General features: G+C 65.5%; 29 protein-coding genes, 1 pseudogene and 1 other annotated feature. Of the genes and pseudogenes, 16 read left to right on the top strand and 14 right to left on the bottom strand.

The annotated features are described in order from the left end of the window. Positions 1-25: 25 nt before the first annotated feature. The 5 genes from QN347_RS07385 to QN347_RS07365 form a co-directional block, all read right to left on the bottom strand. Positions 26-547 carry a hypothetical protein gene (locus tag QN347_RS07385; protein ID WP_189676918.1) on the bottom strand — a complete coding sequence of 174 codons (522 nt, stop codon included), beginning with the start codon at positions 545-547 and terminating at the stop codon, positions 26-28. Continuing rightward, complete coding sequence (locus QN347_RS07380) at positions 547-1,575, bottom strand: aspartate-semialdehyde dehydrogenase (protein ID WP_322159567.1); 1,029 nt, start codon at positions 1,573-1,575, stop codon at positions 547-549. Before QN347_RS07380 ends, QN347_RS07385 begins: the two co-directional genes overlap by 1 nt. A gap of 61 nt (positions 1,576-1,636) precedes the next feature. Further along, on the bottom strand, positions 1,637-2,353 hold the full coding sequence (locus QN347_RS07375; RefSeq protein WP_322159569.1) for an MgtC/SapB family protein: 717 nt from the start codon (positions 2,351-2,353) through the stop codon (positions 1,637-1,639). A gap of 182 nt (positions 2,354-2,535) precedes the next feature. Continuing rightward, entirely contained in the window at positions 2,536-4,764 is a 2,229-nt protein-coding gene (locus tag QN347_RS07370; protein ID WP_322159570.1) for a S9 family peptidase, read from the bottom strand. Positions 4,765-4,846: 82 nt separating this feature from the next. After that, positions 4,847-6,205: a DUF418 domain-containing protein gene (locus QN347_RS07365; protein ID WP_322159572.1), complete on the bottom strand. Its 1,359-nt coding sequence runs from the start codon at positions 6,203-6,205 to the stop codon at positions 4,847-4,849. 109 nt (positions 6,206-6,314) lie between these two features. On the opposite strand from QN347_RS07365, the gene QN347_RS07360 reads away from it, so the two are divergent. From QN347_RS07360 to QN347_RS07350, 3 genes are all read left to right on the top strand, one after another. Next, complete coding sequence (locus QN347_RS07360; protein ID WP_322159573.1) at positions 6,315-7,166, top strand: alpha/beta hydrolase; 852 nt, start codon at positions 6,315-6,317, stop codon at positions 7,164-7,166. Positions 7,167-7,201: 35 nt separating this feature from the next. Next, positions 7,202-7,888: a pentapeptide repeat-containing protein gene (locus tag QN347_RS07355; protein ID WP_322159575.1), complete on the top strand. Its 687-nt coding sequence runs from the start codon at positions 7,202-7,204 to the stop codon at positions 7,886-7,888. Positions 7,889-7,940: 52 nt separating this feature from the next. Further along, positions 7,941-7,996: a sequence feature (sul1 is cis-regulatory element that is thought to sense ions involved in sulfur or methionine metabolism; They are found in Alphaproteobacteria), on the top strand. Between the two features lie 71 nt (positions 7,997-8,067). Then, a complete protein-coding gene (locus tag QN347_RS07350; RefSeq protein ID WP_322159577.1) occupies positions 8,068-9,546 on the top strand; it encodes a SulP family inorganic anion transporter in 1,479 nt (492 codons plus the stop codon). Positions 9,547-9,618: 72 nt separating this feature from the next. Here QN347_RS07350 and rplS read toward each other — a convergent pair whose 3' ends face one another. From rplS to QN347_RS07330, 4 genes are read right to left on the bottom strand one after another with little or no spacing between them, the layout of a single operon-like run. Continuing rightward, complete coding sequence (gene rplS, locus QN347_RS07345; RefSeq protein WP_010186138.1) at positions 9,619-10,011, bottom strand: 50S ribosomal protein L19; 393 nt, start codon at positions 10,009-10,011, stop codon at positions 9,619-9,621. A 1-nt stretch (position 10,012) separates the two neighbouring features. Next, the gene (gene trmD / locus QN347_RS07340) at positions 10,013-10,744 is read right to left on the bottom strand and encodes a tRNA (guanosine(37)-N1)-methyltransferase TrmD (RefSeq protein ID WP_322159579.1); all 732 of its coding nucleotides are present in this window, start codon (positions 10,742-10,744) and stop codon (positions 10,013-10,015) included. Continuing rightward, a complete protein-coding gene (locus QN347_RS07335) occupies positions 10,741-11,118 on the bottom strand; it encodes a type II toxin-antitoxin system VapC family toxin (protein ID WP_322159581.1) in 378 nt (125 codons plus the stop codon). The genes trmD and QN347_RS07335 overlap by 4 nt, the downstream gene beginning before the upstream one ends. Next, positions 11,115-11,408: an AbrB/MazE/SpoVT family DNA-binding domain-containing protein gene (locus QN347_RS07330; protein WP_206365635.1), complete on the bottom strand. Its 294-nt coding sequence runs from the start codon at positions 11,406-11,408 to the stop codon at positions 11,115-11,117. The genes QN347_RS07335 and QN347_RS07330 overlap by 4 nt, the downstream gene beginning before the upstream one ends. An 82-nt stretch (positions 11,409-11,490) precedes the next feature. Between QN347_RS07330 and QN347_RS07325 the strand changes: the two genes are divergently transcribed. Then, positions 11,491-12,396, top strand: coding sequence for an NAD(P)/FAD-dependent oxidoreductase (locus tag QN347_RS07325; protein ID WP_322159583.1), 906 nt, complete (start codon positions 11,491-11,493; stop codon positions 12,394-12,396). Here the strand turns inward: QN347_RS07325 and rimM are convergent. The 3 genes and pseudogenes from rimM to ffh all read right to left on the bottom strand — a co-directional run bounded on the left by rimM (position 12,386) and on the right by ffh (position 14,988). After that, complete coding sequence (gene rimM, locus QN347_RS07320) at positions 12,386-12,877, bottom strand: ribosome maturation factor RimM (RefSeq protein WP_133187467.1); 492 nt, start codon at positions 12,875-12,877, stop codon at positions 12,386-12,388. The two genes, QN347_RS07325 and rimM, sit on opposite strands and share 11 nt — an antisense overlap. A 140-nt stretch (positions 12,878-13,017) precedes the next feature. After that, a pseudogene (rpsP, locus tag QN347_RS07315) lies at positions 13,018-13,458 on the bottom strand (30S ribosomal protein S16); the annotation flags it as partial. 42 nt (positions 13,459-13,500) lie between these two features. Continuing rightward, positions 13,501-14,988, bottom strand: a complete 1,488-nt coding sequence (ffh, locus tag QN347_RS07310; RefSeq protein ID WP_322159586.1) for a signal recognition particle protein — start codon at positions 14,986-14,988, stop codon at positions 13,501-13,503. Between the two features lie 227 nt (positions 14,989-15,215). Here ffh and QN347_RS07305 point away from each other — a divergent pair, with 227 nt between their 5' ends. The 4 genes from QN347_RS07305 (at position 15,216) to QN347_RS07290 (ending at position 19,914) form a co-directional block, all read left to right on the top strand. Continuing rightward, a complete protein-coding gene (locus tag QN347_RS07305) occupies positions 15,216-16,844 on the top strand; it encodes a putative bifunctional diguanylate cyclase/phosphodiesterase (RefSeq protein ID WP_322159588.1) in 1,629 nt (542 codons plus the stop codon). Between the two features lie 159 nt (positions 16,845-17,003). After that, positions 17,004-18,374, top strand: a complete 1,371-nt coding sequence (gene mtaB / locus QN347_RS07300) for a tRNA (N(6)-L-threonylcarbamoyladenosine(37)-C(2))-methylthiotransferase MtaB (protein WP_322159590.1) — start codon at positions 17,004-17,006, stop codon at positions 18,372-18,374. Further along, complete coding sequence (gene ftsY / locus QN347_RS07295) at positions 18,371-19,300, top strand: signal recognition particle-docking protein FtsY (RefSeq protein WP_133187457.1); 930 nt, start codon at positions 18,371-18,373, stop codon at positions 19,298-19,300. Before mtaB ends, ftsY begins: the two co-directional genes overlap by 4 nt. Further along, complete coding sequence (locus QN347_RS07290) at positions 19,297-19,914, top strand: inner membrane-spanning protein YciB (RefSeq protein ID WP_322159592.1); 618 nt, start codon at positions 19,297-19,299, stop codon at positions 19,912-19,914. The genes ftsY and QN347_RS07290 overlap by 4 nt, the downstream gene beginning before the upstream one ends. A gap of 442 nt (positions 19,915-20,356) precedes the next feature. Here the strand turns inward: QN347_RS07290 and QN347_RS07285 are convergent, their stop codons facing one another. Together QN347_RS07285 and pspF are read right to left on the bottom strand one after the other, a co-directional pair. After that, positions 20,357-20,962, bottom strand: a complete 606-nt coding sequence (locus QN347_RS07285; RefSeq protein WP_322159593.1) for a superoxide dismutase — start codon at positions 20,960-20,962, stop codon at positions 20,357-20,359. Between the two features lie 64 nt (positions 20,963-21,026). Beyond that, positions 21,027-22,073 (bottom strand): phage shock protein operon transcriptional activator, encoded by a 1,047-nt coding sequence (pspF, locus tag QN347_RS07280; protein ID WP_322159595.1) that lies wholly within the window; start codon positions 22,071-22,073, stop codon positions 21,027-21,029. A gap of 159 nt (positions 22,074-22,232) precedes the next feature. Here pspF and QN347_RS07275 point away from each other — a divergent pair, with 159 nt between their 5' ends. The 8 genes from QN347_RS07275 to QN347_RS07240 all read left to right on the top strand — a co-directional run bounded on the left by QN347_RS07275 (position 22,233) and on the right by QN347_RS07240 (position 25,097). Beyond that, entirely contained in the window at positions 22,233-22,376 is a 144-nt protein-coding gene (locus QN347_RS07275) for a hypothetical protein (RefSeq protein ID WP_165954450.1), read from the top strand. Between the two features lie 43 nt (positions 22,377-22,419). Then, a complete protein-coding gene (pspA, locus tag QN347_RS07270; RefSeq protein WP_322159597.1) occupies positions 22,420-23,088 on the top strand; it encodes a phage shock protein PspA in 669 nt (222 codons plus the stop codon). Between the two features lies 1 nt (position 23,089). Further along, positions 23,090-23,359, top strand: a complete 270-nt coding sequence (gene pspB, locus QN347_RS07265; protein WP_133187447.1) for an envelope stress response membrane protein PspB — start codon at positions 23,090-23,092, stop codon at positions 23,357-23,359. A gap of 1 nt (position 23,360) precedes the next feature. After that, a complete protein-coding gene (gene pspC, locus QN347_RS07260; protein WP_133187445.1) occupies positions 23,361-23,738 on the top strand; it encodes an envelope stress response membrane protein PspC in 378 nt (125 codons plus the stop codon). A gap of 41 nt (positions 23,739-23,779) precedes the next feature. Next, on the top strand, positions 23,780-24,073 hold the full coding sequence (locus tag QN347_RS07255) for a hypothetical protein (RefSeq protein ID WP_133187443.1): 294 nt from the start codon (positions 23,780-23,782) through the stop codon (positions 24,071-24,073). 18 nt (positions 24,074-24,091) lie between these two features. Further along, a complete protein-coding gene (locus QN347_RS07250) occupies positions 24,092-24,364 on the top strand; it encodes a hypothetical protein (protein WP_322159600.1) in 273 nt (90 codons plus the stop codon). 190 nt (positions 24,365-24,554) lie between these two features. Continuing rightward, positions 24,555-24,824 (top strand): hypothetical protein, encoded by a 270-nt coding sequence (locus QN347_RS07245; protein WP_133187438.1) that lies wholly within the window; start codon positions 24,555-24,557, stop codon positions 24,822-24,824. A 30-nt stretch (positions 24,825-24,854) separates the two neighbouring features. Next, entirely contained in the window at positions 24,855-25,097 is a 243-nt protein-coding gene (locus tag QN347_RS07240) for a hypothetical protein (RefSeq protein WP_133187436.1), read from the top strand. Positions 25,098-25,126: the final 29 nt, after the last annotated feature.

The following is a 25,126-nucleotide window of genomic DNA, read 5'->3' as shown; positions in this document are numbered from 1 at the left end:
GCCGAACCGTCACAGCAACCGAGCATCATGCGACAGACGGCAGGATGGCGTCCTTCCCGCGATCATGTGCCGTCGACCGATGACATCCCACAAGGTCGAAAAAGGCCCGCGGCGAGTCGTCACGCTGTCCGGCAGCGTCGAAGAAATGCCAGAGATCCAGGTTGGGGATCAGCAGATGCGCTGGCGCGGCGCTGCCGCGCTTGGGCAGGCTAGACAAGAAGCGATAGCGGGAATCGAGGAGGAAGAAGTCCAGGTCTCCCCTGCGCTCCACCCGTCGCTGCGCCTCCAAATCTTTCGACCGATCGAGCAATGCGGTCCCGCGGATGTGGCGCCCACCGTCGGTGCCGCCATACCAAGGCAGCCAGTAACTGGTGCGCCCAGTCTTTACGCCGTGGATAGCCACCACCACGCCTTGCGGCCAGTCGTCGTTGATCGGCGCATTTTCGAAATGGAGCGTGACACCCGGATTGCTGCGCAGGACGTAGCGCGCATTCGCGACGGGACACATGTGCACCGCCGCGACTGCCAGCAAACCGAGTCCGATCATCAGTCCCCCTTGTTGAGATACCGCCGCCCGAGCAGCTCCGCGATCTGCACTGCGTTCAACGCCGCACCCTTGCGGAGATTGTCGCTAACGCACCACAAAGACAAGCCATTCTCGACGGTCGAATCCTCGCGCACGCGGCTGATAAAGGTCCCATATTCGCCGACGCATTCGACCGGCGTGACATAGCCACCGTCCTCGCGCTTATCGACCAGCATCACGCCGGGCGCCTCGCGCAGGATCTTCTGCGCCTGTGCAGCCGAGATCTCGTTCTCGAACTCGATGTTGATCGATTCCGAATGCCCGACGAACACCGGCACGCGCACGCAGGTCGCGGTGACCTTGATCTTGGGGTCGAGGATCTTCTTGGTCTCAACCACCATCTTCCACTCTTCCTTGGTCGATCCGTCGTCGAGGAAGCTGTCGATGTGCGGGATCACGTTGAACGCGATCTGCTTGGTGAACTTCTTGGCTTCGGCCGAATCGCCGACGAAGATGTTGCGCGATTGCTCGAACAGCTCGTCCATCCCCGCCTTGCCCGCGCCCGACACCGACTGATAGGTCGAGACGACGACACGCTTGATCTTGGCGAAATCATGCAAGGGCTTGAGCGCCACGACCATCTGCGCGGTCGAGCAGTTCGGGTTGGCGATGATGTTGCGCTTGGTATAGCCCGCGATCGCATCGGGGTTCACTTCCGGCACGATCAGCGGCACGTCGGGGTCCATCCGGTAGAGCGACGAATTGTCGATCACCGTGCAGCCGGCAGCCGCAAAGCGCGGGGCGTGGATCTTGGTCCCCTCCGAGCCGATCGCGAACAGCGCCATGTCCCAGCCGGTCGGATCGAAATGGTCGATATTCTGGACCTTGAGCTTCCGGCCCGTCTCGCCGAAATCGACCTCGTCGCCCTGGCTGCGCGACGACGCGACGACGGCGATATCGTCGAGCGGGAACTCGCGCTCCGCCAGAATATTGAGCATTTCGCGCCCGACATTGCCCGTCGCGCCCGCGACCACGATCCGATAACCCATAACTTCCTCCAATTCGGAACGCGCCCGTAGCGACATTACGCCGGCGCGTCCAATCGCTTTGCTAATCGTGCGTGCGCGCCTGCCAGGTCGCATGGGTTATTCCATGCACCGTTGCGAGATGATCGGTCAGCGCATCGAGCTCGCTGACCGCTATATTGGTACTGACGAGCTTGGCCACAATCTCCACTCGGTCCTCGCCACGCGAGATGATGTCGAGTTCGGCGACGGGCAGCTGCGCGGTCTCGAGATGCTCGGTCAGCAAGTCGCCCATCGGGCCGGCGTCCTCGGCATCGGTGGTGATCGTCACGCTATACGTCGCCTCGACGCTGCGCCCCTCGAGCGGGATGCGGTTGATGGCGTCGACCAGCGGGCGCAGCATCGTGTTGGCGAGGATGACGAAGCCGGTCAGCAGCACCGCCTCGGCGATCATGTCGCTCCCCGCGATCGCGCCGACCGCGGCCGAGCACCAGAGCGTCGCCGCAGTGTTGAGCCCGCGGACGTTCATCCCCTCCTTCATGATCACGCCCGCGCCGAGGAAACCGATCCCCGACACGACATAGGCGATGATCCGGATCGACTCGACGTCGCCGCCGAGCCGCTGCCCGAGATCGACGAACGCCGCCGATCCAAGCGCGACGAGCGCATTGGTGCGAAGGCCCGCGGTGCGCTGGCGATACTGGCGTTCTGCACCGATCAGCGTGCCGAGGATGAAGGCGACGAGATAGCTGACGACGGTGTCGAGGAACGGCCAGAGATGGAAGGTTGTCAGGAAGCGCATGATAGAGCCGCCTTATGGGAACGGTGTGCTGAGGACTAAGGGCGAGCCGTAGAGTTGCCTCCTCCTCCGTCATTCCCGCGTAGGCGGGAATCCATTCTGGCTGGTCTCGCCGGCAGAGAGCATCCGTAACAATGGATCCCCGCCTGCGCGGGGATGACGGAGAGGGCGAAGAACGCCCGCCCCTACTTCTTGTCCTTCACATTCCGGTCGAGGAACGTCAGGATCGTCCCCCACAGATGCTCGCTGATCCCCGGCCCACCCACACGGTGGGTATAGCCCGGGTAGAACATCATCTCGAACGGCGTCGCGGTCGCCTGCATCCGTGCCGCAAACGCCGTCGAGTTGGTGAAGACGACGTTGTCGTCGGCCATGCCGTGGATCAGCAGCAGCGGATCCTTTATGTCAGGCGCCTTGCCGAGCGCGTCCGACGCAAGATAAGCCTGCTTGTCCGCCACCGGCGAGCCCATGTAGCGCTCGGTATAATGGGTGTCGTACTGCTCCCATTGCGTCACCGGCGCGCCCGACACGCCGGCCGCATAGACGCCCTGGTTCGCCTCGAGCATCTTGAGCGTCATATAGCCGCCATAGGACCAGCCATAGATCGCGACCTTCGCGGGATCGACGAACGGCTGGCTCTTGATGAACTTCGCACCCGCGAGCTGATCGGCGACCTCGACCGTCCCCATCGCGCGATAGATGTGATCCTCGAACGCCTTGCCGCGATTGTACGAGCCGCGATTGTCGATCTGAAAATAGATATAGCCGTGCTGCACTAGGTACTGCGGCAACGCGCCGCCCCAGCCGCGCGTGACCTGCTGCCCGGTGCCGGGGCCGCCATAATGCTGGAAGAAGACGGGGTATTTCTTGCCCGGCTCGAGCGGCGGAGTGATCATCTCGTAATAGAGCTCAGTGCCGTCATCGGCCTTGATCGTGCCGAACTTGGTCTGCTGGTGGCTTGCGAGATACGGGTAGTATGGATGCCCTGGCTTGATCGCATTCTCGTTGATCCACGACAGCCGCTTGCCGTCGACATCGGCGAGATAGACCTGCGTCGGCTGGGTCGGGCTCGAGCGCGAGACGATCATCCGCGTCGCGGCGTCGTCCATCGTGCCGTTGTTCCACCAGCCGGCTTCGGTGAGGCGCGTGATTACGTTCGGGCGCGCGATGTCGACCGAATAGAGGTGCTGCTCGAGCACGCCATCCTTATTACCGGTAAAGAACAGCCGCCCCTTGGCCTCGTCGACGCCGAGCAGCGCCTGGACGACCCAGTCGCCCTTGGTCAGCGCGGTCCACCTGCCCTTGTCGAAGCGATAGAGGTGGCCGAAACCGGTCCGCTCCGAACGCCAGATCAGGCTCCCATCCTTCATCGGACGATAGGCGTCGGAGAGGTTCAACCAGCTGCGCGTGCCCGATTTCTCGGTGAACAGCACCGTGGCCTTGCCCGTCGCAGGATCGACCTTGAGCATGTCGAGCGTCTTCTGGTCGCGGCTCTCGCGCTGGACGAGCAACGCGCTGCCGTCGGGCGTCCAGTCGACGCGTGCGAGATAGATGTCGGGGTTAGTGCCGAGATCGACCTTGACCTTCCCCGACCCGTCCGCCTTCATCACGTACAGCGCGACCGCGACGTTGGGCGTGCCCGCGGCGGGATAGCGCTGGTCATAGACCTTGGTCCCGTTCGCGCCGATCGCAGCGCGCGTGACGATCCCGACGGGCGCCTCGTCGAAGCGCTCGACCGCGATGTGGCTGTCGGCAGGCGACCACCAATAGCCCGTCCGCCGGTCCATTTCTTCCTGCGCGACGAACTCCGCCTCGCCCCAATGCACCGTTCCGCCGCCATCGCTGCTGACGGCACGCGCATCGCCGCCGCCAAGCGGCTGGACGAAGAGGTTCTGCCCGCGCACGAAGCTGACGAAGCCACCCTTCGGGCTGATCACCGGGTTGAGCGCGCCGTCACCCGGCGCATTGGTCAGCCGCCGCGTGGTGCCGTCGAGGCCGGCGAGATACAAATCGCCGTCGATCGGCACCAATATCGTCTTGCCATCGGGTGCCCAGTCATAAGTCACGATCCCCTTCGAGCCCGCGATCCGCGCGCGCTCGCGCTGCATCTTCTCGGCCTCGGACAGTTCGGCGCCCGAGCCGACCTTCTTCGAATCGACCAACATCCGCTCGACGCCGGTGCGCGTATCGCGCGCCCACAGGTCGAAGCGCTCCTTCTCCTCGGCGCGCGGGCGCAGCGAGGTAAGCAGCGTGCCATCGGGCGAGAGCTTGACGCCGCGTGGCTGGACGCCCGAGAGATCGGGGCTGCCGAACACCGCTTTCAGCGTCAGCGGGGTGGCGACGGGATCAGCAGCCATGGCCGGCACCGCCGCACAGGCGAGCATCACGCCCGCAAAAGCCCAACTCGCCCGCATCCCGCATCTCCAGTCCCTGTCGCGCCCCAGACGGGCGGTGGAGCGCGCTTATCGCGGGCCCCGCGCGCCAGGTAAAGGGACGTTAGGCGAGTGCTGGCGCGCCCTCGGCCTGCGGCGCGCGCGGACGCTTGCGCCATGGCAGCACGCGCTGCTCGACCAGCGACCGCCACGCCCATTCGACCGGCGCGATGTCGTACTGCCGCACCCACAGGTTCGCACCGACCAGCAGCACCGCGTCGATCACGAGCGAGGTCACCATCAGCGGCCCCCAGCTCATCTTGCCGTACAGGCCGAGGACGAACGGCGGATACAGCACCCAGAGGCAGATCAGCGTCTGCGCGATGTAGATCGACAGCGCGGTCCGCCCCGCCGCAACGAAGGGCCGCAATAGCCGCGCGCCGAACACGGTCGAGACGAGCAGATTGATCAGCGCGACATGCCCGAGCGTCATTGCCTGACGCGCAATCTCGTAGCTCGCCCAGAAGGTGTAGGGGCCGTTGCCGAACTGCATCTGCTCGTGCGCGCCGATCATGCGAAGCGGGATCCCGACACCATAGGCGATGACTGCCATCCCGACATAAAAGCGCCGCGACCGCCGCCCCTGCAGGATGCCGAGCTTGTAGAGCGCCGCGCCGAGCAGCATCACGCTCGCCGCCTCCCAGACGAACAGCACTTCGAGAAATTGCGATTCTATGTCGAGAAAGCTGTGCCATTGCGCCGCTGCCCAGGTCGCGAAGGTGCCGGTCCGCGCGGCGTCCTCCGCCGCAATGTCGCTGCGCGATTTGGCCTTGGTCTCGGCGCGCTTCTTGGTCTTCTCGGCCTTGCTCTTGAGCAGCTTGCGCTCGTCGGCGGTCGGCTTGGCACCCGCCGCGACCTTGGCCTCGATCGCAGCGACCTGCGCACGCGTCTGCAGCGTCTGATAATAGCCGAAATAGCCGCCGCCGACGAGCTGGAACAGCGCGAGCGTCAGCCCGATCATGATCAGCAGCCGCGGCCGCAACCGCCGGAACAGGAACGCCACCAATGCCGCCAGCCCATAGGTGTGCAGGATGTCGCCAGGCCAGAGCAGGATGAAGACATGGACCAGCCCGAAGGCGAACAAGATCAGGTTGCGGACATAGTAGCGCCGCAGCACGACCCTTTCGCCCGCCCGTTCGGCGACACGGTCGGTCAGGATCACCATCCCTGCGCCGAACAGCATCTCGAGCATGCAGCGCGCCGTGCCGTTGGCGAACACCTCGCGCAGCCACCACGCCACCTGATCGCTCGCCGACCAGCCGAGATGGCGGATATCGTCGAACGAGGCATAGAGCGACTGCCCCATGTCGTTGATGTTCATGAACAGAATGCCGAGGATCGCCACCCCGCGCAGGATATCGAGCACCGCGATGCGCGGCGCGCCATCGGGTTCGGCGGCAGTGGTGATCGCGACGTCGGACATGTTTCCCCCCATGGCCTCAAATCGCGCAAAGTATAGCGCGATGACGTGTGTTATGCAAGCATTACACGATCCCGCTTTCGGAAGGAAAGCCGCGCTGCGAGGGTATTCGATGCAACAGAGACGTATCCGTCTGGTCGCGCTCGGCGCCGCGCTCCTCGTCGCGGCGGCAAGCCCCGTGTCGAGCCAGTTGATCCATGACCGGATCTACCCCGCGCCGACCGCCCCGATCGCCGCCGCGCCGCTCCCTGCGAGCGCGCAGCGGGTAACGCTGACGACGAGCGACGGCCTTGCCATCACTGGCGCCGAAATCGCACCGCGGCCGGGCAGGCCGACTCTGCTCGTCTTCCACGGCAATGCGTCGAGCGCGATGGGCTCGCTCGACTGGTTCGCACCATTGATCGCCGCGGGCTATGGCGTGGTCGCCGCCGAATATCGCGGCTATTCGGGCAATCCCGGCCGAGCCGACGAAGCCGGCCTCGGGCGCGATGCCGATGCGTTCTACGCCGAGGCCAAGCGCCTTGCCGGCAGCGACCGCGTAATCGTCGTCGGCCACAGCCTCGGCGGCGGTGTCGCGTTCGGCTTGGCGATGCGGCAGAAGCTCGATGCGCTGGTGACGATCGGCACCTTCACCGGCCTGCGCGCGATGGCGCCCAAGATCGCGCGCAGCTTCATCGCCGATCGCTACGACAATCTCGCTGCGGTGCCCAAGCTCGACGAACCCTATTTCCTGATCCACGGCCTCGCGGACGACACCGTCCCCGTCGCGATGGGCCAGGAACTCCACAAGGCCGCGTTCCTCGCAAAGCGCGACGGCTTCAGCGCGGTAATCCGCGGTGCCGGCCACCATCCCGACGGCGCGGTGATCACCCCGATCTTCGAGGCGATCACCGCGCGCCTCGACCATCCCGACGCCCCCACCCCGCCGCTGCCCGACAGCGTCAAGCTGATCGCGTTCCGGTAGGTCGCGCTGCGCGTCGCATCGGGCTAGGAGGAGCGATGACCGACCCCCTCCCCACCGTGTCGCGCGAAGAACCGCTGCAACGCGCCGACCTCGAACGCCTCATCGCGAACGGCCCGCAGCATCTCCTAGACTGCGACCTCGACGACGCCGACCTGTCGGGGCTCGATCTGTCGCACTGGCGCTTCGAGCGGTGCAGCCTGCGCCGCGCCGACCTATCGGGCGCGCCGCTCGAGGCGACGGCGTGGATCTCGTGCCGCGCCGCCTTCGCGCAGTTGACCCGCGCCGATCTCGCCGACGCGCGCTTCGAGGCGAGCGATCTCAACAACGTGAGCCTGCGTGGTGCCACGCTGACCGCCGCCAGCTTCGAACGCTGCAAGCTCACCGGCGCCGATCTGTCCGACGCCAAAGCGTTCGACCTGCGCCTCGACGAAGTGCTGCTGATCAACGCCAAGCTGCCCAATTTCTCCTTCCGCAAGCAGACGCTGCGCAAGATCGACTTCGGCCAGGCCGATCTGCGCAAGAGCGATTTCCGCGCGGCGGTGTTCGAGGCGTGCAGCCTGCGCGACGCAGGGGTCACCGGCTGCCGCTTCGACGGCGCCGACCTGCGCGGCTGTGATCTCGGCGGGATCGCCTTGGTCGATGCGCGCCAGTTCCGCGGCGCGACGATCTCGCGTGAGCAGGCCGGGCAGTTGCTGGGAGAATTGGGGTTGCGGGTGCTGTAGCGACCCACCGTGTTGCGCCGCAGCACAAACCGCAGTATCTAGAGCGCACTCGCATGGACCCGGTGCAAATCCGGGTGGCTATTCCGGCCGCCGATCCGCCGGACAACGCACATCGCATTCTTTTTTCGACGCCGCTCCAGAGAGTCGGCGCAGCTGCGATTTCTGCGGACACTCCTTTTATGAACAGCTCTCCCCTTTCCCGGTATCGCGCCGAATGGTTCAGCGGCATCGGTGGCGCCCGGCGCGACCTCCTCGCCGGTCTGGTCGGCACCTTTGCCTTGATCCCCGAAGTCATCGCCTTTTCGTTCGTCGCCGGGATCGACCCCGAAGTCGGCCTATTCGCCTCGTTCGTCATCGGCATCGTGCTCGCCTTTTTCGGCGGGCGCCCAGCGATGATCTCGGGCGCCGCCGGATCGGTCGCGCTCGTCGCGGCGGCGCTGGTGCACGGCCACGGCCTGCAGTTCCTGCTCTACGCGACGGTGCTCGCCGGCCTGCTCCAGATTGCGTTCGGGCTGCTCAAGCTCGACGTGCTGCTGCGTTTCGTCTCGCGCTCGGTGAGGACGGGCTTCGTCAACGCGCTCGCGATCCTGATCTTCTCGGCACAGATGCCGCAGATGCTCAGCGTCACCTGGCACACCTATGCGATGATCGCGGGCGGCCTGGCGATCATCTACCTCCTCCCGCGCATCACGACCGCGATCCCCTCCCCGCTGATCTGCATCGTCGTGCTGACCGCGATCAGCATCGCCTTCCCGATGCCGATCCACACCGTCGCCGATCTCGGTCGGCTCCCCACATCCTTGCCCGCGTTCGCCTTGCCGAACGTCCCGCTCGACTGGGCGACGCTGCGCATCGTCGCGCCCTACGCCTTCGCGATGGCCGCGGTCGGCCTGCTCGAATCGATGATGACCGCGAGCGTTGTCGACGATCTCACCGACACCGCCAGCTCCAAGGCGCGCGAGTGCAGCGGGCTCGGGCTCGCAAATGTCGCGGCGGGACTGTTCGGCGGGATCGCGGGCTGCGGAATGATCGGCCAGACCGTCGGCAACGTCCGCTATGACGGCCGCGGGCGGCTGTCGACACTCGCGGCGGGGGTGTTCCTGCTCGTCATCATGGTGCCGCTCCGCCCGTGGGTCGCGCAGATGCCCGTCGCGGCGCTGGTGGCGATCATGATCATGGTGTCGATCAGCACCTTCTCGTGGAGCTCGCTCGCCGATCTGGCGCGGCATCCCAAAGTCTCGGGCGTCGTCATGCTCGCGACCGTCGTGGTGACGGTGGTGACGCACGATCTCTCCGCCGGCGTCGGCGTAGGCGTTCTGCTCAGCGGCGTGTTCTTCGCCTTCAAGGTGACCAAGCTGCTGCGCGCCGAGACCACGTTCGATCTAGCGACCGATACGCGCATCTACACCGTGTCGGGGCAGGTGTTCTTCGCCAGCGCCGAGATCTTCGCCGATCAGTTCGACCTGCGCGATACGGCGCGGACCGTCCGCATCGACCTGACGCATGCGCATCTGTGGGACGTGACCGCGGTCGGCACGCTCGAGGATCTGGTCACCAAGATGCGGCGCCACGGGACGATCGTCGAGCTGATCGGCCTGAACCAGACAAGCGCGATCCTGGTCGACCGCCACGCGCCCCTGGTCCGCGCCGAGGCCTAAGCACAAACAAAAAGGGCGCGGGGATCGAAATCCCCGCGCCCTTTCCTGTGCCTTGCAGCGCTGGCGATCCGATTACTCGGCGGCAGCGACCGTCTTGGCCGGACGCGTGTCGCGACGCTCGGCGATACGCGCCGACTTGCCGGTGCGGCCACGCAGGTAATACAGCTTCGCACGCCGCACCGCGCCCTTGCGGACGACTTCGATGCTGTCGATGTTCGGCGAATACAGCGGGAAAACGCGCTCGACGCCTTCACCGAACGAAATCTTCCGTACGGTGAAGTTCGAACCCATGCCCTTGTTCGAACGCGCGATGCACACGCCTTCGTAGTTCTGGACGCGGGTGCGCTCGCCTTCGACCACCTTCACGCCGACCTTCAGCGTATCGCCGGGGCGGAATTCGGGGATCTTCTTGTTCTCGAGAAACTTCGCGATGTTCTCGGCTTCGATCGTCTGGATGAGATTCATCTCATGCGTCCTTCTTCGTTCGTCGCGCGCCAGAGGGCGACTGGACCCGAGCACCCTCATGGCGCTCCCAGAGATCCGGCCGCCTTAGCCGTGTTTCGGTCTCGGCCATGTGCTTGCGCCATGCCGAAATCCTCGCATGATCCCCCGATCGCAACACTTCGGGGATCGTGCGCCCTTCCCATTCATAAGGTCGGGTGTACTGCGGGTATTCGAGCAGCCCCGTTTCAAAGCTCTCGTCCACGCCACTGTGAGCCGCGCCCATTACGCCGGGGAGCAGCCGAATGCAAGCATCGAGCAGGACGAGCGCGCCCATCTCGCCGCCCGACAGGATATAGTCGCCGATCGACACCTCCTCAATCTCGCGCGCGGCGAAGATGCGTTCGTCGAAGCCTTCAAAGCGCCCGCAGAGGATGGTGACGCCGGGACCTTCGGCGAGTCTGCGCACGCGCGCCTGCGTAAGCGGGCTCCCACGTGGCGTCATCGCGAGCAGCGGTCGCCCGGCGGGGACGCTGTCGATCGCTGCCGCGAGGATATCGGGGCGCAGCACCATCCCCGCCCCGCCGCCCGCCGGCGTGCCATCGACCGTGCTGTGCTTGTCGGTCGCGAAATCGCGGATGTTGCGCGCGTCGAGGCTCCATCTGCCCTCACCGAGCGCGCGGCCGGCGAGCGACAGGCCAAGCGGTCCGGGGAACATCTCGGGGTAGAGCGTGAGGATAGTCGCGGCGAAGGTCATGCCAGCGTCCAATCCTCGACACAAAGATCGGGAATACCCTTAAAGTCACGGACATTCCCGGTGACAATGGTCAGCTTGCAAGCAAGAGCGTGCGCCGCGATCAGCCTTTCGTAGCTTGCCCGAACGAAGGGAAGCGCTGCATAAATCCGAGCCGATGCCTGATCGAACGGCAGTACCGGGATGCTCTCCAGAAACGCGTCGATAATGTCAAGCGGCGGCGGCTTGCCATTCATCGCGCCATGCGCGACCTCGGCATAGGCAATCGCCGACGTAACCATATCATCCTCGTCGCACATCGCCATCCGCTCCCGCAACCGAGAACTCGATGCCGAAATCGCTGCGATGATGATATTGCTGTCGAGAAGATACTTCACGCTTCAGGTTCGACCGGCGCAAGCCAATCAGGATCGTCCGACAGCAAGGTGCGATGCTCAAAAACGCGATCTTCGCTCGCGATGGGCTTCAGGTCGAGATGTTGGCCGATACCCCAGACCTTATCGATATTGAACTTACGCTTGGGGATGTTGACCGGCTCGACGATGAAGCTGCCGCGATCCTCACGCACTTTCATCTCCATGCCCTCCTTCACGCCCAACGCCTTCGGCAATCGCAGCGCGACCGAGTTGCCGGACTTGAAGGTTTTAGCAGTGTATTCGTCGCCCATCTCAAACTTCGTATATACAAAGCGTATATACATTCCGCAAACCCGTCAAGGAACGCCCTGCTCTCTCGCGCGTATCGCAGCCATGGACGATTGCATCATCATCGGCGCCGGTCCCGCCGGCCTTACCGCCGCGATCTACCTCGCGCGTTTTCATCTGAAGATCAGGCTCTTCGATTGCGGCAGCAGCCGCGCCGCGCTGATCCCGCGGACGCACAACCATGCCGGCTATCCCGGCGGGATCAAGGGCACCGAACTGCTCCGCTTGATGCGCGAACAGGCGGCCGAATTCGGCGCACTGCGCGAAGAGGCCGAGGTCACCGCCATCGTTCCGAAGGGCGATGATTTCGAGGTGCAGGTCGAAGGCCGGAGCTTTGCGACCCGCTCGGTGCTGCTGGCAACCGGTGTGGTCAACCTCCGCCCGACGATGGACGACGCCGTGCACGACGCAGCGCTCGAACGCGGCCTGATCCGCTATTGCCCGATCTGCGATGGCTATGAGGTCACCGACAAGCGCGTCGGCATCGTCGGCACGGGCACGCACGGCATGAAGGAGGCGCTGTTCCTGCGCGGCTATACCCGCGACGTCACGCTGATCGCCCCCGGCGGCGCGCACGATCTCGACGACAGCTGCCGCGCCAAGCTTGATGAAGCGGGCATCGTCCACCGCGACGGGCCTTGCACGCCGATCGAGGTCGAGGGCGACCAGATCGTCGTAACCACGCCAGACGGCGAACTCAGCTTCGACAGCATTTATCCCGCGCTCGGCTCGACGATCCGGTCAAAGCTCGCGGTCGCGGCGGGCGCCAACGCAACCGACGAGGGCTGCCTCGAGGTCGACGACCACCAGCGCACCTCGATCCCCGGCCTGTTCGCGGCGGGTGATGTCGTGAAGGGGCTCGACCAGATCAGCCACGCAATGGGCGAAGCGGGCGTCGCCGCGACGACGATCCGCAACCTGCTCGACGAGCGACAGCCGCTCAGACGATAAAGCCGACTTCGACGACGAGCTTTTCGGCATCCCATTCGGGCACCGCGTCGGCGTTCATCGGGATCATAAAGCGCTTGCCCGGCTTGCCGTCCTCGGACGGCCGTTCGATTTCGATCACGTCGCCCGCGCCGAAATCGTCGATCGCGACGACATGGCCGAGCGCCTCGCCCGTGGTCGAAACCGCAGGCAAGCCCAGCAAATCGGTGTGATAATATTCGCCGTCCTCAAGCGGCGGCAGCGCCGAGCGCGGTACGGTCAACTCGGTCCCGCGCAAGGCCTCGGCCTTATTGCGGTCGGTCACTTCGGCGATCCGCGCGATCATGCCGTTGCTGCCGTGGCGCACCGACTTCAACGACAGCGTGCCGCCGTTGAAGTCGGTATACGCAGCAAGATCCTCGGTGAAGACCTTGAGACGGACCTCCCCCGTCACGCCGTGCGCGCCGATGATGACGGCGAGCGTGACGGGGTTGTCCTTTTGCATCAGCCGTTCGCCGGGGTTTCTTCCGAGGTCGCCTCAGCAACGGCTTCGGCTTCCGGGGTCGGGGTTTCGGTCGCGGCTTCTACTTCCGAAGCGACGACAGCTTCGGTCTCGGCCTGGCTGGCAGCGGCAGCGGCTTCAGCAGCCTCGGCAGCGGCAGTGGCCTTGGCCTCTTCCGCAGCAGCAGCGGCTGCAACCTTGGCTTCTTCCTCGGCGGCGGCTGCTGCGACCTTGGCGGCCTCGGCATCGTCGAGCTTCTTCTGGCGCTCTTCGACGCGCTCGACGGCCTTCTCGCCGGGCTTGCCCTTGTTCGGGTTGTTGCGGGCAGCGCGCTCGCGCACACCCTTCACGTCGAGGAAGCGGGCGACGCGGTCGGTCGGCTGTGCGCCGACGCCGAGCCAGTAAGTCGCACGCTCGGTGTCGAGCACGATGCGCTTCTCGTCATCCTTGGCGAGGAGCGGGTTGTAGGTGCCGATCTTCTCGATGAACTGGCCATCGCGCGGTGCGCGCGCATCGGCGACGACGATGCGGTAATACGGGCGCTTCTTGGAACCGCCGCGCGAAAGACGAATGCTGACTGCCATGATAGAGTACCTTCTTGCTTTAATCTGTTGAACGGGTTGAACTTATTTCTTCTTGAGCAAATTCTCGAAGCCGGGGGGAAGCTTGGTCTGGCCGCCGCCAAGGCCGGGAAGACCGCCCCCGCCGCCGCTCAGCATCTTGGCCGGGTCGATCCCGCCCATTCCGCCGAGCGCACCGCCGAGGCCGCCCATGCCGCCGCCACCGCCGAACATCTTGGCCATGCCGGCAAGGCCGCCCATCTTCTTGATCTTCTTCATGGCGTTGGCCATTTCCTGATGCATCTTCAGGAGCTTGTTGACGTCCTGCACGGTCGTGCCCGAGCCCTTGGCGACGCGGATCTTGCGCTTGGCGTTGAGCAGCTCGGGCTTGCGCCGCTCCTTGGCGGTCATCGAGGTGATGATCGCGTCCATCCGAACGAGCACCTTCTCGCCGCCCACCTGATCGACCATGCCCTTGGCCTTGCCCATGCCGGGGATCATGCCCGCCAGCGCGCCGATGCCGCCCATCCGCTGCATCTGCTTGAGCTGCGCGCGCAGATCGTCGAGATCGAACTGCCCCTTGGCCATCTTGGCGGCCATCTTCTCGGCGTCTTCGACCTGGATCGCTTCGGCCGCGCGCTCGACGAGCCCGACCACGTCGCCCATGCCGAGGATCCGGCCGGCCACGCGCTTTGGATCGAACGCCTCGAGCGCGTCGAGCTTTTCGCCCATGCCGGCGAACTTGATCGGCTTGCCGGTGACGGCACGCATCGACAATGCCGCACCGCCGCGCGCATCGCCGTCCATCCGGGTCAGCACGATGCCGGTGAGCGGAACCTGCTCGGAGAAGTTCTGCGCGACGTTGACGGCGTCCTGGCCGGTCAGCGAGTCGACGACGAGCAGGATCTCGTTCGGCTTGGCGACGTCGGCGACGGCGCGCATCTCGTCCATCAGCGCCTGGTCGACGTGGAGACGACCCGCGGTGTCGAGCATCAGGACGTCATAGCCCTGCAACTTCGCCGCCTGCACAGCGCGCCGCGCGATATCGACCGGCTGCTGGCCCGCCACGATCGGCAGCGTCGAGACTTCGGCCTGGGTGCCGAGCACGGCCAACTGTTCCTGCGCGTTCGGGCGATTGACGTCGAGCGACGCCATCAAGACCTTCTTGCCCTGCCGCTTGGCGAGGCGCAGCGCGATCTTAGCCGTGCTGGTCGTCTTACCCGAGCCCTGCAGGCCGACCATCATGATGATCGCCGGCGGCGTCACGCCGAGTTCGAGCTCGGCGGCCTCTGCGCCGAGCATCTCGGTCAGCGCATCGCTGACGATCTTGACGACCTGCTGCCCAGGCGTGACCGAACGCAGCACGTTCTGGCCGACCGCCTGTTCGGTGACCTTATCGACGAAATCGCGTGCCACCGGCAGCGCGACGTCGGCCTCGAGCAGCGCGACTCGCACTTCGCGCATCGCGCCGCGCACGTCTGCCTCGGTGAGCGCACCACGCCCCCGCAACCGATCGAACACACCGCCAAGACGGTCGCTCAGGCTCTCGAACATCCGAAAAAACCCTTCCAAAACATCGCCGCCGCACCGTAACGCAAAGAACGCCGGCGGACGAAACCTCGTCGGCCGGCGTAGCCCCATGGGGCAGCCCTTACGCTCCAGTGCAGGAACGATCGGCGCGCCCTACGCCGTTTCGATGCGTCGCGCAACCGTCGGGCTTAACGCGATCTACACGGCTGTCATGACAAGAGACAGGTTCAGTGTGGGGTGGACAGCTTTCTATGACGGTCGAGATACGTGGCGAACCAAGCGACGCGGGCAGCTCTGCCCCGCCCAAACGCCGCGAGATCCTCAACGGCGCGATTACGGTCGCCTCGATCCTGCTGTTCGTCGGGACCGGCAGCTCGGTACTGTCGACCACCGTCCGGCGCTATTTCTACGGCGGCGAAGGGCCCGACCAGACGCTGGTGATCGCGCTGCTGCTCAACGTCGCGCTGATCCTGTTCGGCTGGCGCCGCCACCGCGAGCTCGCGCATGAAGTGACGATCCGCACCGCCGCGGAGGAGCGCGCGCAGATGCTCGCCGCCAAGGATCCGCTCACGGGCTTCCTCAACCGCCGCAGCCTGGCCGAGGAAGGCGCCGCGATGTTCGTGCGGGCGCAGGCGCGCAACAAGGCGATGGCGCTGCTGATGCTCGATCTCGACCATTTCAAGATGGTCAACGACATGCACGGCCATGCGACCGGCGACGCGCTGCTCCAGCAGGTCGCGCTGCAGATCGCCGAGGCGATGCCGAGCGTCGCGCTCACCGCGCGCTTCGGCGGCGACGAATTCGCGTGCGCCTTCCTGTTCGATGCGGCGCACCCCGCGACCGTCGAGCGGATCGCCGAAAAGCTCGTCAGCCAACTCGCCCAGCCGTTCCGGATCGAGGGATTGCAGCTGCACATTTCGGTCTCGGTCGGCATTTCCCGCTCGGACTTCGATTGCGCGAGCATCGACGCGCTGATGCGCTCGGCCGACATCGCGATGTACGCCGCCAAGAATTCGGGCCGCAACCGCTTCGCCTGGTTCGACCTGTCGATGGAGCGCGAGCTGCAAGCGCGCAACGAGCTCGAAGTGGGCTTGCGCAACGCGATCCCGCGCCAGGAGATCGTCCCCTATTTCGAACAGCAGATCGACCTCACGACGGGCCGGCTAAGCGGGTTCGAAGTGCTGGCGCGCTGGGAACATGCGACGCGCGGGCTGATCGTGCCCGACACCTTCATCCCGATCGCCGAGGAAACCGGGATGATCGCCGATCTCTCGCTGTCGCTGATGCGCCAGGCGTTCCTTGCCGCGAAGGATTGGGACGCGGCGCTGTCGCTGTCGGTCAACATCTCGCCGAGCCAGCTGCGCGACGCATGGCTCGCACAGAAGATCATCAAGGTGCTGACCGAGACGGGCTTCCCGGCGAGCCGGCTCGAGATCGAGATCACCGAGACCGCGTTGTTCGACAATCTCCCGCTCGCGCAATCGATCGTCGGCAGCCTCAAGAACCAGGGAATCCGGCTCGCGCTCGACGATTTCGGGACGGGCTATTCGTCGCTCGCACATTTGCGCGCGCTGCCGTTCGATCGGATCAAGATCGACAAGAGCTTCATCATGTCGATGACCGAGAACACCGAAAGCGCCGCGATCGTCACCGCGATCACGCGGCTCGGTGACAGCCTCAATTTGCCGATCACCGCTGAGGGGATCGAGGATCTCGCGGTCGAGGAGCGGCTGCGCGGCCTCGGCTGTGGGAAGGGCCAGGGCTATCTCTACGGACGTCCGACGAGCATCGCCAACACGCGGCGACTGCTCGCCGAGCGGCGCTTGTTGCAGAACGCGGCGAGCGAAGCGGGCGAGCCCGACGAACGCCGCGCGGGCTGACCTCTCACCCCCCTCCCTGAAAAGGAGGGGCTGGGGGTGGGGCGGCCCGTGGAGAGGTCGACGCCAGCCTTAGGCCGACCCACTCCCGCGCCCGCCCTTCCGCCGCCGCGACGCGCGATCCATGGACTTACCGCCCCACGCCCCCTAGATCGCGACGCAATGCCCGAACCGCAGATCATCTCCCTCGGCTGTCGCCTCAACATCGCCGAAAGCGAAGCGATCCGCGCGCTTGTTGGCGGGCGGGATCTGGTCGTCGTCAACAGCTGCGCCGTCACCAACGGCGCGGTCGCCGAGACGCGCAAGGCGATCCGCCGCGCGCGTGCCGAGCGGCCTCTGGCGCAGTTGGTGGTGACGGGATGCGCCGCGCAGATCGATCCGGCGAGCTTCGCTGCGATGCCCGAGGTCGACCGCGTGCTCGGCAACGCCGAGAAACTGACGGCGCAAGCGTGGGCAGCCCCCGATCCGGTGATCGTCGGCGATATCCTCCGCGTCCGCGAAACCGCCTCGCACCTTGCGCCCGCTTTCGCCGCGCACGCCCGCGCCTTTGTCGAGGTGCAGAACGGCTGCGACCATCGCTGCACCTTCTGCGTGATCCCCTACGGCCGCGGCAACAGCCGCTCGGTTCCGGCCGGCGCGGTGATCGAGCGGATCGCGGGACTGGTCGATGCGGGCCACCGCGAGATCGTGCTAACCGGCGTCGACCTCACCAGCTACGGCCCCGATCTCCCCGGCGCACCGAGCCTCGGGCAGCTGGTCGAGCGGATCCTCCGCCACGTTCCCGCGCTCGAACGGCTGCGGCTGTCGTCGCTCGACGGGATCGAGATCGACGATCGCCTGTTCGCGCTGCTGACGCAGGAGCCGCGCCTGATGCCGCATGTCCACCTCTCGCTCCAGGCGGGCAACGACATGATCCTCAAGCGGATGAAGCGCCGTCATGCGCGCGCCCAAAGCGTCGCGCTGGTCGAACGCCTCAAGGCGGCGCGCGGCGACATCACGATCGGCGCGGACCTGATCGCCGGTTTCCCGACCGAGGACGATGCGATGTTCGCCGACACGCTCGCGCTGATCGACGATTGCGACGTGGTCCACGCGCACATCTTCCCCTATTCGGAGCGCGACGGCACGCCTGCCGCACGGATGCCGGCGGTGCCCGTGCCCGTCCGCAAGACGCGCGCGGCGCTGCTGCGCGCGGCTGGCGAGCGGCGCAAGGCGGTGTGGCTGAGCGGGCTGATCGGCACGACGCAGGACGTGCTGGTCGAGCGACCGGGCGATCGCGGCCATACGCCCGGTTTCGCCGAGGTGCGCTTCGACACGCGGGCAGTCGGGGTGGTGCAGACCGTTCGCATCATCGACACCAACGGCAGCACGCTTCGCGCCATTCCCCTCCCCGCTTCCCCGACGCAGGCTGGGGCCCAGTCGTGGAACGGCCGTGGGGAAGTCCAGCCCTCACCAACATCCGCCATTTCTCCTGGGCCCCGGCCTTCGCCGGGGAAGGAAAATCCGTTGCAGTTGCAAGAGATCATCGCATGACCCCCACTTGGCACGACAAACTCCTCGGCGGGTTCAAGCGCACCTCCGACCGGCTGCTCGGCAATCTCGCCGGGCTCGGCACCGGCCCGCTCGACCGCGCGACGCTTGACGAGATCGAGGAGGCGCTGATCGCCTCCGACCTCGGCCCGCAAACCGCCGCGCGCATCCGCCACCGCCTGTCGACCGGCGTGTTCGAGCGCGACATGGAGGATCTCGGCATCCGCCTCGTCGTCGCCGAGGAGATCGAGAAGGTGCTCGATACGGTCGCCAAGCCGCTCGAGATCACCGGCTTCCCGCGCCCGCACGTCATCTTGGTGATCGGCGTCAACGGCTCGGGCAAGACGACGACGATCGCCAAGCTCGCGCATCTGCTCAAGGAACAGGATTACGGCGTGATGCTCGCCGCCGGCGACACCTTCCGCGCCGCCGCAATCGGCCAGCTCGCCACCTGGGCCGAGCGCGCCGGCGTGCCGATCATCTCAGGCAAAGAAGGCGGCGACGCGGCGGGGATCGTCTATGAGGCGGTCAAGCAGGCGACCGCCACCGGCATCGACGTGCTGATCGTCGACACCGCCGGGCGCCTGCAGAACAAGCGCGAGCTGATGGACGAACTCTCGAAGATCCGCCGCGTGCTCGGCCGCCTCAACGTCGATTCCCCCCACGACGTGCTGCTCGTGCTCGACGCGACGACGGGGCAAAACGCGCTCAGCCAGATCGAGGTGTTCAAGAAGGATGCCGGCGTAACCGGCCTCGTGATGACCAAGCTCGACGGCACCGCACGCGGCGGCGTGCTCGTCGCGGCGGCCGAGCAATACGGCCTGCCGATCCACGCGATCGGCGTCGGCGAGGGCATGGGCGATCTGCGCCCGTTCGACGCGAACGAGGTTGCGCGGATCATCGCCGGCGTGGAAGGGGTCCGCAAATGACCCCTACCTCCCCCAAGAAGCCGCTCGGCGCCGGGCAGCGCCTGGCGATCGACATCGGCCCGATCGCGATCTTCTTCCTCGTCAATTTCCTGACGCCCGGAATCGACATGGTCAAACTGATCGCGGGGACGACCGCGTTCATGATCGCGAGCATCGCGGCGATGATCTATTCGCTCGTCCGCTCGGGCCGGATCTCGCCCATGCTGTGGCTGACGGGGACGCTGGTGCTCGTGTTCGGCGGGCTGACGCTCTATTTCCACAATAAGGAATTCATCCAGATCAAGCCGACGGTCATCTACGCGATGCTCTCGGCAATTCTGGTCTTCGGCCTGGTGACCGGACGGCCGCTGCTCAGCCTGTTCCTCGAAGCTGCCTATCCCGGCTTGAACGAGACCGGCTGGCGCAAGCTGACGATCAACTGGGCGCTGTTCTTCGCCTTCCTCGCGGTCATCAATGAAATCGTCCGCCACGAATTCAGCTACGCCTTCTGGCTCGGCTTCAAGCTGTGGGGCGTGATCCCGCTGACCTTGATCTTCGCCTTCGCCAATGTCCCGATGCTGATGAAGCACGGCTTCAACACGCAGGACGACCCGCCCGTCCCGCCAGTGGAGTGATTCGCGCAGATTAAGCTACCTGAGCGTCACCCCGGGCTTGTCCCGGGGTCCACCGGGATGCCCGTTCTGCGCCCGAAGTGCGCGCGGCACGGTAGACCCCGGGACAAGCCCGGGGTGACGTGGAGAGTTAGACCATACCTGCAAATCGCGGGGGAGAGCGCATTCGCTCGATCCCCCGCACGATCGTGTCGCCGTTGCCGGTTTTGACCGGCGGCCCCTCATCCGTCTTTTGTGTTCTGATCCGGCGCTACGACAGCGATTTCGCTATACCAGCCGCCCAAACAAAAAAAAGGCCGGTCTTTCGACCGGCCGTGAAAGTTTTAGGAGAGGATGCCTGAAAGGCACACTCTTTGTGCACTGCAGCAGGATCCTTAGCAACTGCAATGTACGCGCTACCAACTGCACCGCGTGCAACTGCAATCGTTTGAACCGCCGCTGTGGCTCAGGCCGCGTCGAACCGCTTGCCGGCTTCGTCCCAGTTCACCACGTCCCACCACGCCTTCAGATAGCCCGGACGGTCGTTCATGTAGGTGAGGTAATAGGCATGCTCCCACACGTCGTTGGCGAGGATCGGCGTGCCCTTGTCCTTGGCGTCGTCCATCAGCGGGTTGTCCTGATTCGGCGTCGAGACGACCTTCAGCGCGCCGCTCTCGTCCTTGATCACCCACGCCCAGCCCGAACCGAACTGGCCCGCACCCTTGGTGTTGAAATCGTCCTTGAGCTTGTCGAGGCCGCCATAGGCGTCGATCGCCTCGGCGAGCGCGCCAGACGGCTTGGTCGAGCCGGCCGGGCCCATGATCTTCCAGAAGAAATCGTGGTTCCAGAAACCGCCGCCATTGTTGCGCACGAGCGGCGGCAGCGTCGAGATCATGCCGAGGATTTCCTCGATCGTCTTGCCCTCGAGCTTCGGGTCGGCAGCGACGCCTTCGTTGAGCTTGTTCGTGTAAGCCGCATGATGCTTGTCATGATGGAAGGTCATCGTCTCTTTCGAGATCGTCGGCTCCAGCGCGTCATAGGCATAAGGCAGCGGGGGAAGTTCGAAAGCCATGGGTCTTCTCCTGTAAAGCTCGATACGCAAACGTCAGGCCCGGCAAATGGGTCCCGCCCGCTCGTTACGCAACCGATTCTGTCGCCGCGCCCGAAATCAGCCCGTGGCGCTTCAGCGCGTGGCGCAACTGGTCGTAACTGAGGCCCAGCGCCTCGGCGGTCGCGCGCTGGTTGAAGCGGTTCTCGGCCATCGCCGTCTGCAGCATCTCGCACTCGAAGCGCGCGAGCCGCGCCTTGTAATCCATCGGTTCCGCGGCTGCCGCGGACGGCGGCGCTGCGACGGGCGGTGCCGCTGGTGCGACTGCGCTGGGCTCGGCAAGCGACACCATTGTCGCCGGCCGGTGCGGCGAGTGGAACGGGTCGAACTGGATCGCGTCGATCGGCCCGTCCAGATCCCAGCGATACACCGCACGCTCGACCACGTTGCGCAGCTCGCGCACGTTGCCCGGCCATTGGTACGCGACGAGCGCCGCTTCGGCCGGTTTGGTGAAGCCCGGCCAATGGTCACGCCCGAGCTCGGACGCCATCCGCCGGCCGAAATGCTCGGCCAGCACCAGAATGTCGTCCACGCGCGCGCGCATCGGCGGCAACGTCACCACCTCGAAACTCAACCGGTCGAGCAGATCGGCGCGAAACTGATGCCGCGCGACCTTGTCGGGCAAATGCTCGTTGGTCGCCGCCACGATCCGCACGTCGACCCGCATCGGCCGCGACGACCCGATCCGCGTCACTTCGCCATATTCGACCGCGCGCAGCAGCCGGTCCTGCGCCGCCATCGATAGCGTGCCGAGCTCGTCGAGAAACAGCGTGCCACGGTGCGCTTCCTCGAACCGCCCTGCCCGCGCCTTGGTCGCGCCGGTGAACGCGCCCGCTTCATGCCCGAACAACTCGGCCTCGATCAGCGTCTCGGGCAGCGCCGCGCAGTTCATGATGACGAGCGGCTGGTCCCAGCGCGGGCTCAGGCGATGCAGGCGCTCGGCGACGAGTTCCTTGCCCGTCCCGCGCTCGCCGATGACGAGTACCGGCCGGTCGAGCGCCGCCGCGCGGCTGGCGAGTTCGAGCGCATCGAGAAACGCGCCCGATTGTCCGATCACTTGGGTCGTTCGCTCCATTCCCAACGCTTGGCGTAAAATCCCAAGCCTTGGCAAGTGTGTTTTTCAACTACCACACCCAAACCCACGCAAATCCGCCATTTCGAAAACTGGCACGCTCCCTGCAAAGCTGTTGGCATCGCCCCACGGGGCTCCGCACTTCCGCCAAGGAGACACGAAATGAACAGCGAATATAAGTCGGGCAACTCGGTCGCCCAGATCTTCGTCGCCCTCGTCGCCACCGTCCTGATCGGGTCGGTCGCCATCGTCGGCACCGTCGGCCCGGCCACTGCCGCCCCTGCCGCGATCCACACGATCGCCTGAGTTTTCTCGCCAGTATCTGCGTACCCCCCGAAGGAGTAACATCATGGGCATCTTCAGCCGAACCCGCGACATCATCGCCGCCAACTTCACCGACCTGCTCGACAAGGCCGAAGACCCCGCCAAGATGATCCGCATGATCATCCTCGAGATGGAGGAAACGCTGGTCGAAGTCCGCGCCTCTGCCGCGCGCACCATTGCCGACCAGAAGGAAATGCGCCGCCACATCAGCAAGCTCGGCAGCTTGCAGGAGAGCTGGACCGAAAAGGCCGAGCTCGCGCTGTCGAAGGGCCGCGAGGACCTCGCCAAGGCTGCGCTCGTCGAGAAGCAGAAGGCCGCCGACATGGCCGGCCAGCTCAGCGGCGAGATCGGCGTCCTCGACGAGGCGCTGCGCAGCTCGGAAGAGGACATCGCCAAGCTCACCGGCAAGCTGCGCGAGGCACGCACCCGCCAGAACTCGATCGCGACGCGGCTCGAATCGGCGCAGAACCGCTTCAAGCTGCGCGACCTCTACGCCGGGCCCAAGATGCAGGACGCGTTCAGCCGCTTCGAGATCATGGAGCGTCGTGTCGACATGGCCGAGGGCCGCGCCGAGGTCGCCGGCTTCGGCGCCCCGCCCAAGACGCTCGACGAGGAAATCGCCGAGCTCAAGTCGGCCGAGAAGGTCGAGGCCGAACTCGCCGCGATGAAGGCCCGCGTCGGAAAGGACGGCTGAGATGGAGGACGTCCTCGTCCCCATCGCCGTCTGCGGCACGCTCTTCATCGGGATGCCCTGGGTGATCCTGCACTACATCACCAAGTGGCGGCAGGCGCCCAAGATCACCAACGAAGACGAGAAGCTGCTCGACGAGCTCTACTCGCTCGCCCGCCGGCTCGAGGAGCGCCTCGGCACGGTCGAGCGGATCATCGCCGTCGATCACCCCGAATGGCGCGCGAGCATGCCGCTCGCCGAGCCCACCCCATACGATCCAGCACGGAGGAACTGAAATGTCCGCCAGCCGCACCAAATTCTACCTCGATAAGCAGAACAGCAAATGGCTGGGGGTCTGCTCGGGGATCGCCGATTACACCGGCATCGACGTGACGCTCGTCCGCGTCGGCACCGCGATGCTGACGCTGGTCACCAGCGGCTGGGTGTTGCTGGCGTACATCATCATCGCCTGCGTCGCCGACAAGAAGCCGCTCGGCCTCTACGATAGCGCCGAAGACGCCAAGTTCTGGCAGGGCGTGCGCGCCAACCCGACGCGCTCGACCGCCGAAGTCCGCAGCAAGTTCCGCGACATCGACCGTCGCCTCGCCGACATCGAGATGATGTACACCAGCCGCAACACACGCCTCGCCGACGAGATCGACAGCCTGCGCTGATCTGATCCGGGCTTGGGGCAAAGCCAAACAGGGGAAAACACATGAGCAACCTAGCACTTTTGATCCCGGTCGCGGCGATCACGGTCGGACCCGTCGCCTGGGTCGTGAACACCTGGGTCCGTGCCAAGCACGGCTATCCGATCGAGACAAAGAAGGGCGAATTGATCCACCGCGGCGACGATCTCAGCCTGACCCGCCAGACCGACCTGCTCAAGGCCGAGAACGACAAGCTGCACGGCCAGGTCAGCCGGCTCGAGGAGCGCCTCGCGGTGCTCGAACGCATCGCCACCGATCCCGCCGAGCGTGTCTCGCGCGAAATCGACGCGCTGCGCTGATCCCGAAAGGATACCGCCATGGGCTTCCCCATCGCACTGCTCATCCCGATTTTCGCAATCTGCATCCCGCTCTGCGCCGTGATCGGCATCTTCATCGTCCGCCCGTGGCTGCGCCATCAGGAGCGCCGCATGGAGATCGAAGCGACGCTGGTCGCCGAAAAGGCCGCGCAATATGCCGCGCAGACCGAACGGCTCGAACAGCGCGTCCGCGTGCTCGAGCGGATCATCACCGACCGCGGCGTCGACCTCTCGCATGAAATCGACCGGCTGCGCGACGCACCGCTCAACTAACTCTTTACAAACAAACTCTTTCTCCCCGAGGATATCATGATCGCATTCTTTATCGTGCTCGCCATCGTCACGGCGGGGGGTGTCTGGGCGACCGAAAGCGTCGACCGCCCACGCCGCCGCAAACTTCGCGAAGCCGCCGTCCCGGCCGAATAAGCCGGTCCAGTTCCACCCTTTTGAAGGAGTGACCCAAATGAACCCGTTTGAAATGGTCGTCGCGATCATCGTCGTGGTCACGCTCGGCCGCGTGCTGATGGCGCGCTACGGCGTGGTCCACACCAAGCATGGCGAGGACGTCCGCTTCCGCGACGATCCTGCAGCGCAAGCCGAGAACGACCGGCTGCGCGACGAACTGCGGGCGATGAAGGAGCGGCTCGCCGTGCTCGAACGCCTCGCCACCGACAACAACGACAGCGGCGCCCGCCTCGATCGCGAGATCGAGAAGCTCCGCGACCGGCCCTAACCGATGACCCTTTTTGCAGGAGCAGGGATGATGACCGACCCGACCTTCTACATCACCATGGCCACCGCCGGCCTCGCCGGGCTTGCGATGCTGACCGGCGCCGCGCTGACCGGCTGGCGCGGCTGGCTCGCCTTCAAGCAGCAGGAACTCCACGCGTTCGGCGATCCGACACCAGCGCAACCGCTGCCCAATGCGAGCGCGCGGATCGAGATCGCCGATCTCAAGGAGCGCATCCGCAAGCTCGAGGCGATCGCGGCGGGCGTGGACTTGTAATCCTCTAGCCCTGTCTCTTATACACATCT

The organism is Sphingomonas sp. 10B4, from assembly GCF_035019905.1.
Lineage (GTDB): Bacteria > Pseudomonadota > Alphaproteobacteria > Sphingomonadales > Sphingomonadaceae > Sphingomonas > Sphingomonas glacialis.
The sequence above is the reverse complement of the archived record's forward strand: the minus strand, read 5'-3'. Positions and strand labels throughout refer to the sequence as shown.